Origin of the sequence: Hamadaea sp. NPDC050747, assembly GCF_040654195.1 — a bacterium.
Taxonomy (GTDB): Bacteria; Actinomycetota; Actinomycetes; order Mycobacteriales; family Micromonosporaceae; genus Hamadaea.
This window is the reverse complement of the sequence record NZ_JBFAHM010000012.1, coordinates 257,154-271,946: the sequence shown is the minus strand read 5'-3', so window position 1 is coordinate 271,946 and position 14,793 is coordinate 257,154. Positions and strand designations below refer to the sequence as shown.

The 14,793-nt window shown below is 70.6% G+C and carries 13 protein-coding genes; 7 read left to right on the top strand and 6 right to left on the bottom strand.

Translation table 11 applies throughout. The annotated features are described in order from the left end of the window. Nucleotides 1–35 precede the first annotated feature (35 nt). The 5 genes from AB0H43_RS28470 to AB0H43_RS28450 all read left to right on the top strand — a co-directional run bounded on the left by AB0H43_RS28470 (nt 36) and on the right by AB0H43_RS28450 (nt 6,861). Nucleotides 36–1,679 carry an extracellular solute-binding protein gene (locus tag AB0H43_RS28470; RefSeq protein WP_360004236.1) on the top strand — a complete coding sequence of 548 codons (1,644 nt, stop codon included), beginning with the start codon at nt 36–38 and terminating at the stop codon, nt 1,677–1,679. Nucleotides 1,680–1,681: 2 nt separating this feature from the next. Continuing rightward, nucleotides 1,682–3,217 (top strand): xylan 1,4-beta-xylosidase, encoded by a 1,536-nt coding sequence (locus tag AB0H43_RS28465; protein ID WP_360004234.1) that lies wholly within the window; start codon nt 1,682–1,684, stop codon nt 3,215–3,217. After that, nucleotides 3,214–3,897: a hypothetical protein gene (locus AB0H43_RS28460; RefSeq protein ID WP_360004232.1), complete on the top strand. Its 684-nt coding sequence runs from the start codon at nt 3,214–3,216 to the stop codon at nt 3,895–3,897. Before AB0H43_RS28465 ends, AB0H43_RS28460 begins: the two co-directional genes overlap by 4 nt. Further along, nucleotides 3,894–5,924 carry a beta-galactosidase gene (locus AB0H43_RS28455; protein ID WP_360004230.1) on the top strand — a complete coding sequence of 677 codons (2,031 nt, stop codon included), beginning with the start codon at nt 3,894–3,896 and terminating at the stop codon, nt 5,922–5,924. Before AB0H43_RS28460 ends, AB0H43_RS28455 begins: the two co-directional genes overlap by 4 nt. Before the next feature lie 73 nt (nt 5,925–5,997). Further along, the gene (locus tag AB0H43_RS28450; protein WP_360004228.1) at nt 5,998–6,861 is read left to right on the top strand and encodes an RNA methyltransferase; all 864 of its coding nucleotides are present in this window, start codon (nt 5,998–6,000) and stop codon (nt 6,859–6,861) included. Nucleotides 6,862–6,871: 10 nt separating this feature from the next. Here AB0H43_RS28450 and AB0H43_RS28445 read toward each other — a convergent pair whose 3' ends face one another. Next, on the bottom strand, nt 6,872–8,812 hold the full coding sequence (locus AB0H43_RS28445) for an alpha-glucuronidase (protein WP_360004227.1): 1,941 nt from the start codon (nt 8,810–8,812) through the stop codon (nt 6,872–6,874). A 168-nt stretch (nt 8,813–8,980) separates the two neighbouring features. Then, entirely contained in the window at nt 8,981–10,225 is a 1,245-nt protein-coding gene (locus AB0H43_RS28440; protein WP_360004226.1) for a benzoate/H(+) symporter BenE family transporter, read from the bottom strand. A 62-nt stretch (nt 10,226–10,287) separates the two neighbouring features. Here AB0H43_RS28440 and AB0H43_RS28435 point away from each other — a divergent pair, with 62 nt between their 5' ends. Next, nucleotides 10,288–10,854: an XRE family transcriptional regulator gene (locus AB0H43_RS28435; RefSeq protein ID WP_360004224.1), complete on the top strand. Its 567-nt coding sequence runs from the start codon at nt 10,288–10,290 to the stop codon at nt 10,852–10,854. 10 nt (nt 10,855–10,864) lie between these two features. Next, nucleotides 10,865–11,923 (top strand): hypothetical protein, encoded by a 1,059-nt coding sequence (locus AB0H43_RS28430; RefSeq protein WP_360004222.1) that lies wholly within the window; start codon nt 10,865–10,867, stop codon nt 11,921–11,923. A 9-nt stretch (nt 11,924–11,932) separates the two neighbouring features. Here AB0H43_RS28430 and AB0H43_RS28425 read toward each other — a convergent pair whose 3' ends face one another. From AB0H43_RS28425 to AB0H43_RS28410, 4 genes are read right to left on the bottom strand one after another with little or no spacing between them, the layout of a single operon-like run. Further along, complete coding sequence (locus AB0H43_RS28425; protein ID WP_360004220.1) at nt 11,933–12,295, bottom strand: hypothetical protein; 363 nt, start codon at nt 12,293–12,295, stop codon at nt 11,933–11,935. Between the two features lie 8 nt (nt 12,296–12,303). Continuing rightward, nucleotides 12,304–12,837 carry a TetR/AcrR family transcriptional regulator gene (locus tag AB0H43_RS28420; protein ID WP_360004218.1) on the bottom strand — a complete coding sequence of 178 codons (534 nt, stop codon included), beginning with the start codon at nt 12,835–12,837 and terminating at the stop codon, nt 12,304–12,306. Nucleotides 12,838–12,885: 48 nt separating this feature from the next. Then, entirely contained in the window at nt 12,886–14,529 is a 1,644-nt protein-coding gene (locus AB0H43_RS28415; protein WP_360004216.1) for a sodium:solute symporter, read from the bottom strand. 1 nt (nt 14,530) lies between these two features. After that, nucleotides 14,531–14,737 (bottom strand): DUF3311 domain-containing protein, encoded by a 207-nt coding sequence (locus tag AB0H43_RS28410; RefSeq protein WP_360004215.1) that lies wholly within the window; start codon nt 14,735–14,737, stop codon nt 14,531–14,533. Nucleotides 14,738–14,793 lie beyond the last annotated feature (56 nt).

Sequence of the window (14,793 nt, the reverse complement as noted above, 5' to 3'; positions counted from 1 at the left end):
ACCACCCCATGAACGCCCCATGAAATGGAGTGACCATGTACCAGCTCTCCCGGCGCCAGGTGCTCCTCGCCGCCGGTGCCGCCGCCTCCACGCTCGCCCTGGCCGGCTGCGGTGACGACGAGGAAGGCGACACCGACCTCTCCGGCAAGAAGGCCGGCGCCATGGACAAGTACGCCGCCGGCGACCAGTTCAAGGCGACCGAGGCGGTCAAGTTCTCGATCATGCTGCTGAGCAACGCCGGATACCCGTACAAGGCCGACTGGCTGTTCTGGTCGGAGCTGACCAAGCGGACCAACGTCACCCTCGAGCCGACCGTCATCCCCGGCAGCGACTACAACCAGAAGCGCAGTGTCATGGTGAGCGCCGGCGACGCGCCGATGATCATTCCGAAGACGTACCACCCCGACGAGGAGGCGCTCATCGCCGGCGGCGCGATCCTGCCGGTCAGCGACTACCTCGACCTCATGCCGAACTTCAAGGACAAGGTCGCCAAGTGGAAGCTGGAGAGCGACCTCGACACCTACCGCCAGCAGGACGGCAAGTTCTACCTGCTGCCCGGGGTCCATGAGACCGTCTACGTCGACTATTCGCTGGCGATCCGGACCGACATCCTCACGAAGCTGAACCTTCAGGTCCCGAAGACCTGGGACGACCTGCACGCGGTCCTGAAGGCGATGAAGACGGCATACCCGGACCAGTATCCGATGTCCGACCGGTGGTCCACTCCCCCGCAGCCGGGCGGCAACAACCTGCTCGCCCTGCTCAGCAACGCGTTCGGCACCGGAGCGGGCTGGGACTACCAGAACGCCTGGTGGGACAAGAACTCCGGCAAGTTCGTGCTCACCGGCGCGATGGATCAGTACAAGCAGATGCTGACCTTCCTCAACACGCTGGTCTCGGAGAAGCTGCTCGACCCGGAGAGCTTCACCCAGCAGGACGACCAGGCCCGGCAGAAGTTCGCCAACGGCAAGTCCTTCGTGATCAGCTGCAACACTCAGACCCTGGTCAACGAGCTGCGCAAGGACATCGCGAAGATCCCGGGCGCGACGGTGGTCAAGATCCCGCGGCCGGTCGGCCCGAACGGCCCGAACAAGCCCGGCACCGCCCGCCTGGAGAACGGCATCATGATCTCCAAGAAGGCGCTGGAGAGCAAGAACTTCGTCGCGATGATGCAGTTCATCGACTGGCTGTGGTACTCCGACGCCGGCGAGGAGTTCGCCAAGTGGGGCGTCGAGGGCGTCACGTTCACCAAGGACGGCTCCGGCAAGCGCACTCTCACGCCGGACGTCAACGTCGTCGGGCTCAACCCGTCGGGCACCAAGCATCTGCAGGTCGACTTCGGCTTCTACAACGGCGTCTTCGCGTACGGGGGCAGCACCGAGCTGCGGGAGTCCTTCTACTCCGACGAGGAGAAGGAGTTCCAGAAGGAGATGAACACCCGCGCCACGCTGCCGGTGCCGCCGCCGCACCCGTTCAGCGCCGACGAGCGGGAGCAGGCCACCCTCTGGGAGACCGGCATCAAGGACTACGTCAACCAGCAGACCCTCAAGTTCATCCTGAACCAGCGGCCGCTGGGTGACTGGGACTCCTACGTGGCCGAACTGAAGGGCAAGAACTCCGACCAGTACGTCGAGCTGGTGAACAAGGCGTACGACCGCTTCAAGAAGGCGCACCCCTGACGATGACGGTCCACGTTCCCGAGCAGCCCATCGGCACGCTGAGTGACGCCTGGCGATTCTGTGTCGGCACCGGGGAGTTCCCGCTCGCCCTGCGGCGGGACTACCAGGACTCGCTGGCGCTGATCCAGCGCGAGATCGGCTTCCGGCACATCCGCGGCCACGGGCTGCTCGGGGACGCCGTCGGCGTGCACCGGCCCTACGAATGGGCCGGCCGCCGCGACGTCCGCCACGTGTTCACCTACGTCGATCAGGTGGTGGACGCGTACCTGGAATTGGGCATCGCCCCCTTCGTGGAGCTGGGCTTCATGCCGTCCACTCTGGCCTCCGGCGACCAGACGGTCTTCTGGTGGCAGGGCAACGTCACCCCACCCACCTCCTACGCCGAATGGGCCGAGCTGGTCCGGGCCACCGTCCGCCACCTCGTCGACCGCTACGGGCTCGACCAGGTCCGCACCTGGCCGATCGAGGTGTGGAACGAGCCCAATCTCAACGACTTCTGGCGCGACGCCGACGAGGCCGCGTACCACCACCTCTACCAGGTCACCGCGACCACGATCAAGGAGATCGACGCCGGACTCCAGGTGGGCGGGCCGGCCATCTCGCCCGGCTCGGACGACTGGATGGTGCGCTTCGCCGACTTCTGCGCCGCCAAGGACGTCCCGGTGGACTTCGTCAGCCGGCACGCGTACAGCTCGGGGCCGTCTCAGCACGTCCCGTTCGGCGTGTACCAGACGCTCGCGCCCGCGGAGACGCTGCTGGAGCAGTTCGGCAAGCCCCGCGAGCAGCTGCGCGGCACGCCGTTCGAGGGCCTGCCCGTCCACATCACGGAGTTCAACTCCTCCTACCGGCCGGACAACCCCATCCACGACACCGCCTTCCACGCCGCGTACCTCGCGCCGGTGATCGCGCGGGGCGGCGAGCACGCCGACTCGTACTCCTACTGGACGTTCAGCGACATGTTCGAGGAGGCGGGGGTGCCGGCCGCGCTGTTCCACGGCGGCTTCGGGCTGCTCACGCATCGGCAGATCAAGAAACCCACCTTCCACGTGTACGCCTTCCTGCGGCGACTCGGCAGCGCGATCCTGTGCCAGGGCGACGACTGCCTGGTCACGCGGGACTCGTCGGGCCGCATCGCCGTGCTGGCCTGGGCGCCCGTGGAGGTCACCGGCCCGGTCGGCGGCATCGCCGGGCACCGGATCAGCTTGTCGATCCCCCTGTCGACCCCCATGGCGCAGACCCCGGCGCAGGGCGCGGCGTTCCTGCTGCGCTCGTCGGTCAGCGAAACCATGGGCAACGCCTGGGCGGCCTGGGGTGAGCTGGGCCGCCCGGCCTCGCCCACCGCACGGCAGCTCGACATCCTGCGGGAGACCGCCGAACCCGTACGCCGCCACGCCCGGCTCCCCGTCGTCGGCGGCCGGGTCGAGCTGGAGCTCCGGCTGGACGCCAACGAGGTGACCCTGGTGGAGCTCAGCCCGGTGACGGACGAGACTCCGCAGTGGTGGGACGAGGGCCGGCTGCTGGGCGGTGACGCCCGATGACAGCCGACGCCCGGCGGGAGTTCGGGGCGGGCCCGCTCTCCCGGATCACCGCGTTCGTCTACACCGTTCTGGTCGTCGAAGGGCTCCTGCTCGTCAGCGTCGCGCCCGGATACGTCCTGCTCCTGCTGCTGGACCGGGACGCGAGCAACCTGCCGTTGGCCTCGCTCTGCGCGCTCCCGGTCGGACCGGCCGCCGCGGCCGCCCTCTATGCCTTGCACCACCGGCGTGGGGACATCACCGACCTGCGGCCGGCGGCGGCGTACTGGCGGGGGTATCGGGTCAACGCCGGTGGTGTGCTGCGGGTGTGGACGCCGTTGCTCGCCTGGCTGACCGTCGTCGGGGTGATCGTCACGCATCGCGAGGCGGCCGGGGTGCCCGTCTGGTGGGCCGGGCTGCTGCTGGCCGTGGCGGCGATCGCCGTCGCGTGGGGCGTCAACGCCCTCGTGATCACGTCGCTGTTCGCCTTCCGCGTCCGCGACGTCGCCCGGCTCTCGGCGTACCACTTGATCGCCAGCTGGCGCGGCACGCTGGCGCAGGTGAGCCTGCTGGTCTTGGCCCTGGGCGTCACGGTCTTGCTCGCCGAGGCGGCGCTGGCGCTGACGGCGAGCCTGTTCGTGCTGGGCCTGCTGCGGGCGAGCCGCGCGATGACCGACGACATCCGCGAGGAGTTCACACTGTGAAGCCAAGCGCGGCGAAGATCCTGTTCGGCGGCGACTACAACCCGGAGCAGTGGCCGAAAGAGGTGTGGGAGCAGGATTACCGGCTGTTCGACCTGGCCGGCATCGACACGGTGACGCTGGGCGTGTTCGATTGGGCGCTCACGCAGCCCGCCGAGGGCGTCTACGACTTCTCCACTCTGGACGCGGTGATCGGCAAGGCCGTCGCCGAGGGCCGCCGGATCTGCCTGGCGACGGGCACCGGCGCGCACCCGCCATGGCTGGCCAAGGCGCATCCCGAGGTGACCCGGGTCGACTTCGAGGGCCGCCGGCATCGGTTCGGGCAGCGGCACAACTCGTGCCCGAGTTCACCGGTCTTCCGGCGGCTGTCGGCCGAACTGGCGCGCCGGATCGCCCACCGGTACGCCGGCACCGAGGCGATCGTGGCCTGGCACGTCGGCAACGAGTACGGCGGCGCGTGCTACTGCGACCTGTGCGCGGCCGGTTTCCGCGACTGGCTGCGCGCTTGGTACGGCGATCTGGACCGGCTCAACGACGCCTGGTGCACGACGTTCTGGGCGCACACCTTCACCGACTGGGACCAGATCGAGCCGCCGTCGGCGCTGACCGAGCACTGGCGCGGCCCGGACCACACCGCGTTCCAGGGGATCACCCTGGACTACCTGCGGTTCATGTCGGACGCGATGCTCGCCAACTTCGCCGACGAGAAGGCGGCGATCCGCGAGTCCGATCCGGGCACGCCGGTGACGACGAACTTCATGGGCATGTACCGGCCGATCGACTACCACCGCTGGGCTGCGCACCTGGACTTCGTGTCCTGGGACAACTACCCGCCGGACGACAAGTCGGCCGCTCGGATGGCGCTGACCCACGACCTGATGCGCGGGCTGAAGGACGGGCAGCCGTTCTGGCTGATGGAGCAGACCCCGAGCGTCACCGCGAGCCGCGACGTCAACCCGCTCAAACCGCCCGGCGTCCTGCGGCTCTGGAGCTGGCAGGCGGTCGCGCACGGGGCCGACGCCGTGCTGTTCTTCCAGATGCGGGCCAACCGGGGCGCGTGCGAGAAGTACCACGGCGCGGTCATCGGGCACGCCGGCCGCTCCGACACGCGCGTGTTCGCCGAGGTCGCGCAGCTCGGCGCGGAGTTCGCCCGGCTCGGCGACGCGACTTTGGGCGCGCGTACGCCGGCCCGGGTCGCCCTGCTGTTCGACTGGGACAGCTGGTGGGCGCTGGAGTTGTCGGACGGTCCGTCGCGGCTGGTGCGCTACCAGGAGGTGGTGCTGGCGTACCACCGGGCACTGTGGGACCTCGGGGCCGACGTGGACGTCATCCCGGTGTCCGCCGACCTTTCGGGGTACGACGTGGTGCTCGCCCCGGCGTTGCACATGGTCAAGGAGGACCTCGCCGCCCGGCTGGAGTCCGTCGCCGAGCGCGGCGGCTCCGTCGTCACGACGTACCTGTCCGGCCGGGTCGACTCCGACGACAACGCCTTCCTCATGGACGTTCCCGGTCCCCTCGGCGCGCTGATGGGCGTACGCGTGGACGAGTGGGACGCGCGCGAGGCGTCGTTCGCCAACCCGGTCCGGCTCGCCGACGAGGTGACCGCCGACGCCCGGCTGCTCTTCGAACTCGTCCTCCCGGAGGACGCCGAGGTCGTCGGCGTCTACGAGGCCGACTGGTACGCCGGAACACCGGCGGTCACCCGCAACGCATTCGGCGACGGCCACGGGTGGTACGTCGGAGCGGGGCTGGACCAGGGGGGCGTGTCCTGGGTCGTCCGCCAGGTGCTCGACCGCCACGGCCTGATCGGCCCGTACGCCGGCATCCCGGACGTGGAGGTGGCCCGCCGGGTCACGCCGGACGGTACGCCGCTGCTGTTCGTGCTCAACCACTCCGGCAGCGCCGTCGAGGCGCCCGCCGTCGTCTCGGGCGTCGACCTGCTCACCGGCGTACGCGTGGAGCAGGGGACGGTGCTGCGGCTGGAGCCCACGGGCGTGCTCGTCCTCGCCGAGTCGCGCCCGGCCGCCTAGTACACCCGGACGCCTAGTACGCCCGGCGGCGGGGCTGTGCGGCCGGTGACCGGCGACGCTGGATACTGGTCGGATGCGTAACCGAGAACCGGCCGAGAGCCTCGACCGGTCCCCGCGAGAGTCGTTCATCACCGTCTACGGCCGCATGCCGGTGCTGGAGGTCCTCCAGAACCGGGACCTGCAGGTGGACAAGCTCGTCGTGGCCGACTCCGCCCGGGGCGAGAACCTGGACCGGATCCTGGATCTGGCCGATCGGCGCGGCGTGCCCGTCCAGCACGCGACCGCGCACCGGGTGAAGGTGCTGGCCGGCAACGGCAAACACGACCAGGGCATCATCGCCGACGTCGTCGCGCCGCGCATGCGCAACATCGCCGAGTTCGCCCGCGACTCCCAGTCCCGGCGAACCAGCCGCGTCCTGATCCTGGACGGCGTCAACAACCCGGCCAACGTCGGCATGATCATCCGCGCGGCGACCGGAGCGGGGATGTCCGGCATCGTGCTGCCCCGGGTCGGCTCCCCCGGCATCGATCCCCTGGTCATCAAGGCGTCCGCCGGAGTCGCGTATCGGGCGGCGGTGATCTGGGCCCGGACCGGCGCGGAGTCGGCCGAGACGCTACGGGAGGCCGGCTTCCGGATCTACGGCCTCGACGGGGACGCCCGGCGCAGCCTCTACGACGACCGGGTGTTCGCCCCGAAGGCGGCGTTCGTCCTGGGCAACGAGACCGAGGGGTTGTCCCGGGCCACCGCCGCGCTGGTCGACGAATGGGTGGCCATCCCGCTCGAAGGCGGCGTCGAGTCGCTCAACGTGGCGACCGCCGCCGCCGTGCTCTGCTTCGACCTGCTCCGCCGCAAGCATGCCCCGGTACGCGAAGGCCAGGCCGGCCCGCCGGTTCGCGGCGGCCAAACCACCCGGCAGCCGAAGCGGCCCCGGCGTTGACCCGGGTCAGTTAGTAGATCCGGCGGCCGCGCGCGTCCGGTACGCCGGACTTCCGGTAGAAGTAGGTGTTGACCTGGTCCCGCCACTCCTCCGCCGACCGGAGCTGTTCGGCCAGGCGCTCGGAGATCCGGGCCGCGACCGCCTCGTCCACCAACCCCGCGACCTGCTGCCACCGCAGGATCATCGCCTCGACGCGGTCGACCCCGGCGAAGTGCGTGTCGTAGATGTGCTGCACGACGGTCGCGCCGTTGCGCAGGAGGTGCGCGTACGGGACGTGGTGGAAGAACAGCAGCAGCTCGTCGGGGCAGTCGGTGCGCGACTCGAACACGTCGCGCCACGGCGCCGGGTACTGCCCGGTGAACCCCGTCCCGGTGGCCCTGGTCCGGTCGACGCCGATCCCGTCGCGGTCGGCGAAGTGGTAGGTGCCCCAGGGCGTGTACTCGTATCCGTCGACGTCCGGCCCGTAGTGGTGGCCCGGCCGCACCATGAAGCCGACGCCGAGCGGCGCGGTGTAGCGCTCGTACGCCTGCCACGACTCGTCCATGATCGCCCGTAACGCCTCCCGCAATGCCGGGTCGTGCCCGGGGAAGGTCAGGGCGATCCACTCGTCCAGCAGCGCGAGCGGGTCGAGCGCGGGGTCCCAGCCGAGCCGGGCGGCGGCGTACAGGTTGGCCTGGGCGAGCGGGTGCCCGGTCCAGAACGGGTCGTCGCCGACGTTGGCGACGGTCACCATGCCGTGGACGAGCTCGGCGACCGGACGCGCGAACGGGAACCGCAGCACTTCGCTCCACATCGGACCGAGGTAGCACACGTGCCGCTGCTGCCCGGTGTACTCCTGGGTCGCCTGGACCTCCACCGCGACCCGCGTCGACGGCATCGCGCCGAGCAGCGGCGACACCGGCTCGCGTACCTGGAAGTCCATCGGGCCGTGCTTCACCTGGAGGATCACGTTCGGGGCGAACCGGCCGTCCAGCGGGGCGAAGTGGTCGTACGCCGCCCGCGCCCGGTCGGTCGACCGATCGCGCCAGTCCTGCCGGTGGTTGTAGACGAAGGCCCGCCAATGCACGACGCCCCCGAACGGGGCCAGCGCTTCGGCGAGCAGGTTCGCTCCATCGGCGTGGCTGCGGGCGTATGCGGACGGCCCCGGCTGCCCCTCCGAGTCGGCCTTCACGACGTAGCCGCCGAAGTCCGGGATTCTCGCGTACACGGCTTGGGTCGCCTGCGCCCACCAGGCGCGTACGCGGTCGTCCAGCGGATCGGCGGTCGGCAGCCCGCCCAGCGCCATCGGGGCGGCGAAGGTGACGCTCAGGTGCACCCGGATCCCGTACGCCCGGAACTGCTCGGCGAGCGCGGCGACCTCCCCGATCCGGTCGGTCAGCAGGTGCGCCTCGGTCTCGTGCACGTTGACGTTGTTGATCGCCACCGCGTTGATCCCACCGGCGGCCAGCAGCCGGGCGTACGCCCGCACCCGGCTCAGGTCCTCCCGCAGGCGGCCCGCCGACCAGAAGATCGAGCCTCCGGCGTACCCCCGCTCGACCTGGCCCATCACCGGATGAACGTCCACATTGTCCCAATGGGACACCAGCCGGATCGGCAGGGCCGGGGCGTGCCGTTCGTCGAAGTCTCCGGCGAACGCGCGCTCCCCCTGGCGTACGACGTGGAAGAACCCGTGGAGCAGCCCGGCCGGGTCGGCCGCCCGGACCACGGTCACCCCGTGGCCCCGGGCGTAGGTGAACTCCTCGGGCGCGAGGTCCGCCTGCGAGGAGACGGCGAAGGACAGGTCGCACGGACCCGAGTCGGCCGGCGCCCCACCGAACCGGCGGCAGGCGGCCGCCACCTCCGCGCGTACCGTGTCGAGCAGCAGGCCGTCGCCGCGGACCTGGACCCGCCGGGAGCCGAGCGCGCGGAAGGCCTCGGCGGGCAGCCACGCCGGATGGATGTCGGAGATCATCGACCGGCAATCTACCGGAAGAACCGCGGTGTGCGCGCGGGCCGGGGTTCGGCCTGGCGCTGCTCATGGAACGGGTGCACGCCTGGGTCCGGATCTCCCGGGTGATGCGTTCGGGGGCTAGTTGATCTCTCCCCACCCCCCGAACGCATCACCCAGTACCGGGGTCGGTCACCGGCGGAGTCCCGCGCCGACCACCGGCTCGGCCCCGGCCTGCGCCGACGGTGTCTCGATCACCGGCTGAGCCGTGTCGGCGCTCCGCCGCACCGGACGACGGCGCTGCAACAGGTACATGAGGCCACCGGCGACCAGGCCCCAGAACGCGGCGCCGACGCCGAACAGGTTCATCCCGGAGGCCGTCACCACCAGCGTCACGATGGCGGCGTCGCGACCCTCCACCGGCGTGACGGCGGCGACGAGCGCGCTCGCGAACGCGCCGAGCAGCGCCAGCCCGGCGACCGCCTCGATGAGGATCGGCGGTGACACGGTCACCAGGGCCATGGCCAGTCCCCCGGCCAGGCCGAGCCCGATCATGCCGACGCCCGCGGTGGCCGAGGCGATCCAGCGGCGCTTGGGGTCCGGACCGCCTTCCGGCCCGGCGGCCAGCGCGGCGCTGATCGCGGCGAGGTTGAGCGCGTGCCCGCCGAACAGCGACGCGGCGATACTCGCGACACCGGTCGCCGCCAGCAGCGGACGGATCGGCGGGTGGTAGCCGAATCCGGCGAGCACCGCAATGCCGGGGATGTTCTGCGCCGCCATCGTGACGAGGAACAGCGGCAGGGCGATGCTGATCAGCGCGGACGCGGTGAAGGTGGGCGCGGTCAGCACCGGCTCCGGCCACAAGCCGCCCGACAGCGGCCGGTCGGTCCCGGCCAGGGCGATCGCGGCGATCGCCGCCACCAGCGCTCCGGGCACCGCCCAGGCCCGCGCGAAGCGATAGAGCACGGCCCAGACGAGCACGACCGGGACCGCCAGCCAGGGCACCTGCACGACCGCGTGCGCGGGTGCCAGACACAGCTCCAGCAGTACGCCGGCCAGCATGGCCGAGGCGATCGGCCCCGGGATGGCGGTGATCCAGCGACTCAGGACGGGAAACAACGCGGCTGCGACGATCAGCATCCCCGCGACGAGGAACGCGCCCTCGGCGGCGGCGAATCCCCCGGCGACCGGACCGGTCGAGACGAGCAACGCGGCGCCCGGCGTCGACCAGGCGATGGTGATCGGCATCCGGCGGCGTACGGAGAGGAGGATCGCGGTCACCCCGATGCCGATGCACAACGCGAAGAGGCCGGAGGCCGCCTGCCGGTCGTCGGCGCCGACCGCGCGGAGCCCGGCCAGTACCACCGCGAACGAACTGGCGAAGCCGACGAGCGCGGTGACGACCCCGGCCAGCAACGGTTGCACGGACTTCCCCACGACTCATCCCCTCACCAGCGTCGTTCCGTATACGGAACGCTCGACTCTGGCACCATAGCCGCATGGCCCCACCGCCCGCCAGTCCCGATCCGACGAACGTGGCCGTCGGTCAGCGCCTCCGCCGGCTCCGGGAAGAACGGGGCCTGACGTTGTCGGCATTGGCCCGCGCGGCCGGGATCGGCAAGGCGACGCTGTCCGGCCTGGAGAACGGCACCCGGAACCCCACCCTGGAAACGCTGTACGCGATCACGGCGCAGCTCGACGTGCCGCTCGCCGCGTTGCTCACCGATCCGGGCGGCGATCAGGCGCCCGCGTTCGTCCCAGGAGCCGCCGTCCGGGGAACCCTGCTGGAGGTCTTCACCGACCCCGGCGTCACCTCGGAGCTCTACCGGCTCGAAGTGCACCCCGGACGGACGCAGCACTCACCTGCGCATCCGCGCGGCGTCACCGAACACCTCACCGTGTACGCCGGCACGCTGCGTACCGGGCCGGCCGACGCACCCCACGAGGTCCGCGCCGGGGAGCACTACTCCTGGGTCTCCGACGTGCCCCACGTGTACGCCGCGGTCGGCGACGAGATCGTGCTGGCCGCCCTCCTCATCAGATACCCACGAGCGCGGGCCTCGTAAGATCGTCGCCGTGACGAACCCGGGCCCGATCGACTACGTCGGCGAGAAGAAGCCGAAAGCCCCAAAGAAGCCGTCCCGCTTCGCCTGGCTGGGCGGGCTCGGGATGCTCGTCGGGCTGTTCGCCGCGTTCATCGGCTACGCCCTGCTGGGCGGCGTCGTACGCCCGATGATCTTGGCATACGCCTGCGACGCGACGGCGTGCGCCACCGAGGGCATGGTGATCGCCGGCTGGCTCGTCGTCGCCCTGCCCGCCGTCCTCATCGGCACCACCGTCGCCGTGAGCAAGCTGGTCGGCCAGACCACCCGGCGAATCCTCTTCACGCTGTGCGCCGTCACGACACTGGTGGCGCTGATGTTCATCCCGGGCCGTCGCAAGAGCCTCTCCGACATCCTCGAAGGGCCGGGCGCCGATCAGTTCGGCGACGGACTGCTGTGGGCGGCCGGCGCCGTGGGGGCGGCACTGGCCGTCGTCTTCCTCCTGGTGCTGGTCGGCCGGAAGGCGCCCGCGGTCGAGCGTCACTTCACCGTGATCGCCGGGGTCCTGGCGGCGGCGCTGCTGATCGCGGCCGTCCCGGTGGCGATCTCCAAGACCTATCCGAGCAGCGTCAAGGCGGAGGAGATCTTTCCCGCCGTCCTCGAGATGAACGACGACGTCCTGACGCGTACCGCCGCGGGCGATCAGCGTGGCTGCGACGGGGTGCTGGCCGAGGACTCGCCGCTCAACCGCGAGCACTGCATCCTCACGGTGCACGCGGCCTACCGGACCGACGACAGCGACGCCGTCGCCAGCTTGTGGGCGGTGCTGTACGCCGACGACGAGACCGCCGACATCGTCCGGGACACCTTGGCGAAGCCGACGTCGGAGACCGCCATCACCGTGCTGTCGACCTCCCACTCCTGGGTGCTGGTGGGCATCAGCGCCCATGCCGACGGGGCGACGATCGCGTCGGCCGACCGGCCCTGGGTGATGTGGCCGCTGCGGCAGGTGGCGTACCGGTTCATCGGATATCAGGCCGGACTGCTGATCGATCCCGACCCCGGCGACGAGATCCACCCCCGCACGACCTGAGCAGCACGGTCAGGGGCGCGGCGCCGGGATGCTTCGTTCGATCATCGCCACCGTCGCCCTCGGGTCGTCCACCTGCACGATGAGCCGGGCGTACCGCTCGTCGCGCAGCTCGATGACGACCGCCTTCGCCGGGTCGCGGACGTCCCAGAAGATGCGTTCGCCGTCCACGCGGAAGGTGCCGGCGGTGATGACGCCCGGCATGTAGGTGCCGGCGGTGCGGATGCCCTTGGACTCCCGGATGACGCCGGGATCGGCGGTGGCGCCCCGGACGTTGGCCAACGGGATCTCCAGCCGGCTCTTGAGCGCCCACAACTTGTCCATGCCCTCGATCTCGACGACCAGGGTGCCGGCGTCGACGCTTACTTGTGCCATGGGTCTCCTCATGCTTGTGACTGAATGTGGTGCAGCAGAACGGTTCCGGCCTCCGGCGGGACGCCACCGGCCCGAGCCCGCAACCGCAGGCCGAGGATCGTGGCGGTCAACGCGACCGCGATCTCGTCGTCGCCGGGCTGCCCCGGCAGCGCCTTCGCCACGGTGGCGTCCAGGTCTCGCAACGCCTCCGCGACGAGGTCGGCGACCTCCTGGTCGACCGGGGCCCGCTCGACCACCGCCAAGAGCAGCAGGTCGAGGTCGTGCCGATCGGTGCCACCGAGCAGCGCCCGCAGCTCGGCCGCCGGATCCGGCCCGCTCCGGAGGCCGGTCAGCATCGGCTGGACCTGTTCGGTCAGGTACCAGCGCAACGCCGCCAAGTACAGCCCTCGTTTGCTGCCGAACACCTTGTAGAGGCTGTTGCGGTGCACTCCGAGGCTGGTCACCAGGTCGTCGACCGACACGCCGTCGTAGGCCCGGCCGGCGAACAGCTCCGCCGCCGCCTTGATGACCTCGGTCTCGTCGAACGCTCTCGGCCGTCCCATGCGAAGACGGTAGCAAGATTAGGAACGATCAGTCAAGAACGACCGTTCCTAAATTCGCGCGTGCGCGCCGACGGCCGTACGCTGCTCGCCGTCCACGAGATCGCCGAGGCGCTGGAAGTCCTCGTCCCCGGCGTCGGCGTAGTAGTCGTCCGGGCTGGTCGCGTCCCGCCCACCCGGTACGCCCAGAGCCCGCAGGACGACGGTCAGGACGACGGCGACCCCGAGGTTGACGGCGAGCGCGACGAGTCCTACGTAGACGGTTGCCGGCGAGTCGAGGCCGAGCCACCGCAACGGCCAGCTCGATCCGCCGAAGTGCGCCTTGAGGACGCGGCCGTCGGCGGCGCGTTGCGGGATCAGGTAGAGCATCAGCACTCCCGAGCCGAGCCCGGTCAGCAGACCGGCGATGAGCGCGGAGCGGTGCAGCCAGGCGGTATAGAGGCCGACGAGGGCGGCCGGGACGGTCTGCAGGATCAGGACGCCGCCGACGAGCTGGAGGTCGATCGAGAACGCCGGGTCGAGCAGCACGATGAACAGTGCCGCGCCGACCTTGGCCAGCAGCGACAGGTAGCGGCTCACCCGCACCTCCTCGGCCGGTGTCGCTTCCGGTCGCAGGTACTCGCGATAGATGCAGCGGGTGAACAGGTTCGCCGTCGCGATGGACATGACCGCCGCCGGGATGAGCGCGGCGACGCCGATGGTGGCGTACGCGATGCCGGCGATCCAGGTCGGGAAGACGTCATGGAAGACCTGCGGAGTGATGGTGTTGACGTCGCCGTCGAGCGGGACGACGCCTTGGCCGATCGCGTACACCCCGAGGAGGGCGAACAGGCCCAGGGCGAGACAGTAGACCGGGGAGGCGGCGGCGTTGTGCTTGATCGCGGTCCGGTCCTTCGCCGCGAGGATGACCGTGACGGCGTGCGGGTAGACGAAGACGGCCAGCGCCGACCCGACGGCCAGCGTCAGGTACCCGAGGTACCCGTTCTCCGGCAGCAGCAGGTTGCTGACGGCGGACGCGTCCGTGGCGTACCGCTGGCTCGCCGTGGTGAACGCGGCCTGGAACCCGCCCGTGAGCGCGATCATCGCGAGCATCATCAGGACCAGCCAGACGAGCAGCAGGTCCTTGAAGATGGACAGGAGGGTCGGCGCCCGCAGGCCGGACTTGAACGTGGTGACCGAGGCGACGGTGACCGCGACCAGCAGCGGCCATTCGCCGGAGAAGCCGATCGTGGTGAACGTGGCCTTCAGCGCGACCAGCTGGACCGCGATGTAGGGCATGGTCGCCGCGATGCCGGTGAGCGCGACCAGCGCGCCGAGGGTACGCGAGCCGAACCGGGCGCGGACGAACTCGGCCGAGGTGACGAAGCCGTGCGCGTGCGACACCGACCAGGTACGCGTGCTCAGGAAGTACATGAGCGGCGCGCAGATCACGGCGAACGGCACCGCGAAGAAGCCGACGGCACCGGTCCCGTAGACGACGGCTGGGACGGCGACATACGTGTACGCCGTGTACATGCTGCCGCCGAGCAGGAACCAGGTGACCCAGTTGCCGAAGGCACGGCCGCCGACGCCCCACTCCTCCAGCGCGTCCACTGTCTTGGGGCGTCGCCAGCGCGCGGCGCTGTAGCCGAGCGCGAGCATGCCGCCGAGCAGCAGGACGAACAGCGTGATCTCGGTGATCCGATCGGCGGTCATCTCAGTGCCGCCCCCGGCCGAGCCGGTGCACGAGGGTGATCACGACGACGGCGAGCCCCGCGCAGGCGATCTGGAACCAGTAGAAGAACGGCACGCCTAAGAGGACGGGATCGACGCGGTTGTACAACGGGATCAGCAACGGGACGACGATGGGGATCGCGAGCAGCCATTCGGCGCGGTTGCGGGGACGGAGGCGGGGCGGCGTCACCAACGGTTCCCTTCCGACGGAGGTCTAGGGAGTGAATGTTGACGAACACCGCCCGC

Bases quoted from the DNA above. Each gene is read 5' to 3' on its own strand.
- AB0H43_RS28470 (WP_360004236.1), top strand. From the start codon at position 36: ATGTACCAGCTCTCCCGGCGCCAGGTGCTCCTCGCCGCCGGTGCCGCC.
- AB0H43_RS28465 (WP_360004234.1), top strand. From the start codon at position 1,682: ATGACGGTCCACGTTCCCGAGCAGCCCATCGGCACGCTGAGTGACGCC.
- AB0H43_RS28460 (WP_360004232.1), top strand. From the start codon at position 3,214: ATGACAGCCGACGCCCGGCGGGAGTTCGGGGCGGGCCCGCTCTCCCGG.
- AB0H43_RS28450 (WP_360004228.1), top strand. From the start codon at position 5,998: ATGCGTAACCGAGAACCGGCCGAGAGCCTCGACCGGTCCCCGCGAGAG.
- AB0H43_RS28445 (WP_360004227.1), bottom strand. From the start codon at position 8,812: ATGATCTCCGACATCCATCCGGCGTGGCTGCCCGCCGAGGCCTTCCGC.
- AB0H43_RS28435 (WP_360004224.1), top strand. From the start codon at position 10,288: ATGGCCCCACCGCCCGCCAGTCCCGATCCGACGAACGTGGCCGTCGGT.
- AB0H43_RS28425 (WP_360004220.1), bottom strand. From the start codon at position 12,295: ATGGCACAAGTAAGCGTCGACGCCGGCACCCTGGTCGTCGAGATCGAG.
- AB0H43_RS28420 (WP_360004218.1), bottom strand. From the start codon at position 12,837: ATGGGACGGCCGAGAGCGTTCGACGAGACCGAGGTCATCAAGGCGGCG.
- AB0H43_RS28415 (WP_360004216.1), bottom strand. From the start codon at position 14,529: ATGACCGCCGATCGGATCACCGAGATCACGCTGTTCGTCCTGCTGCTC.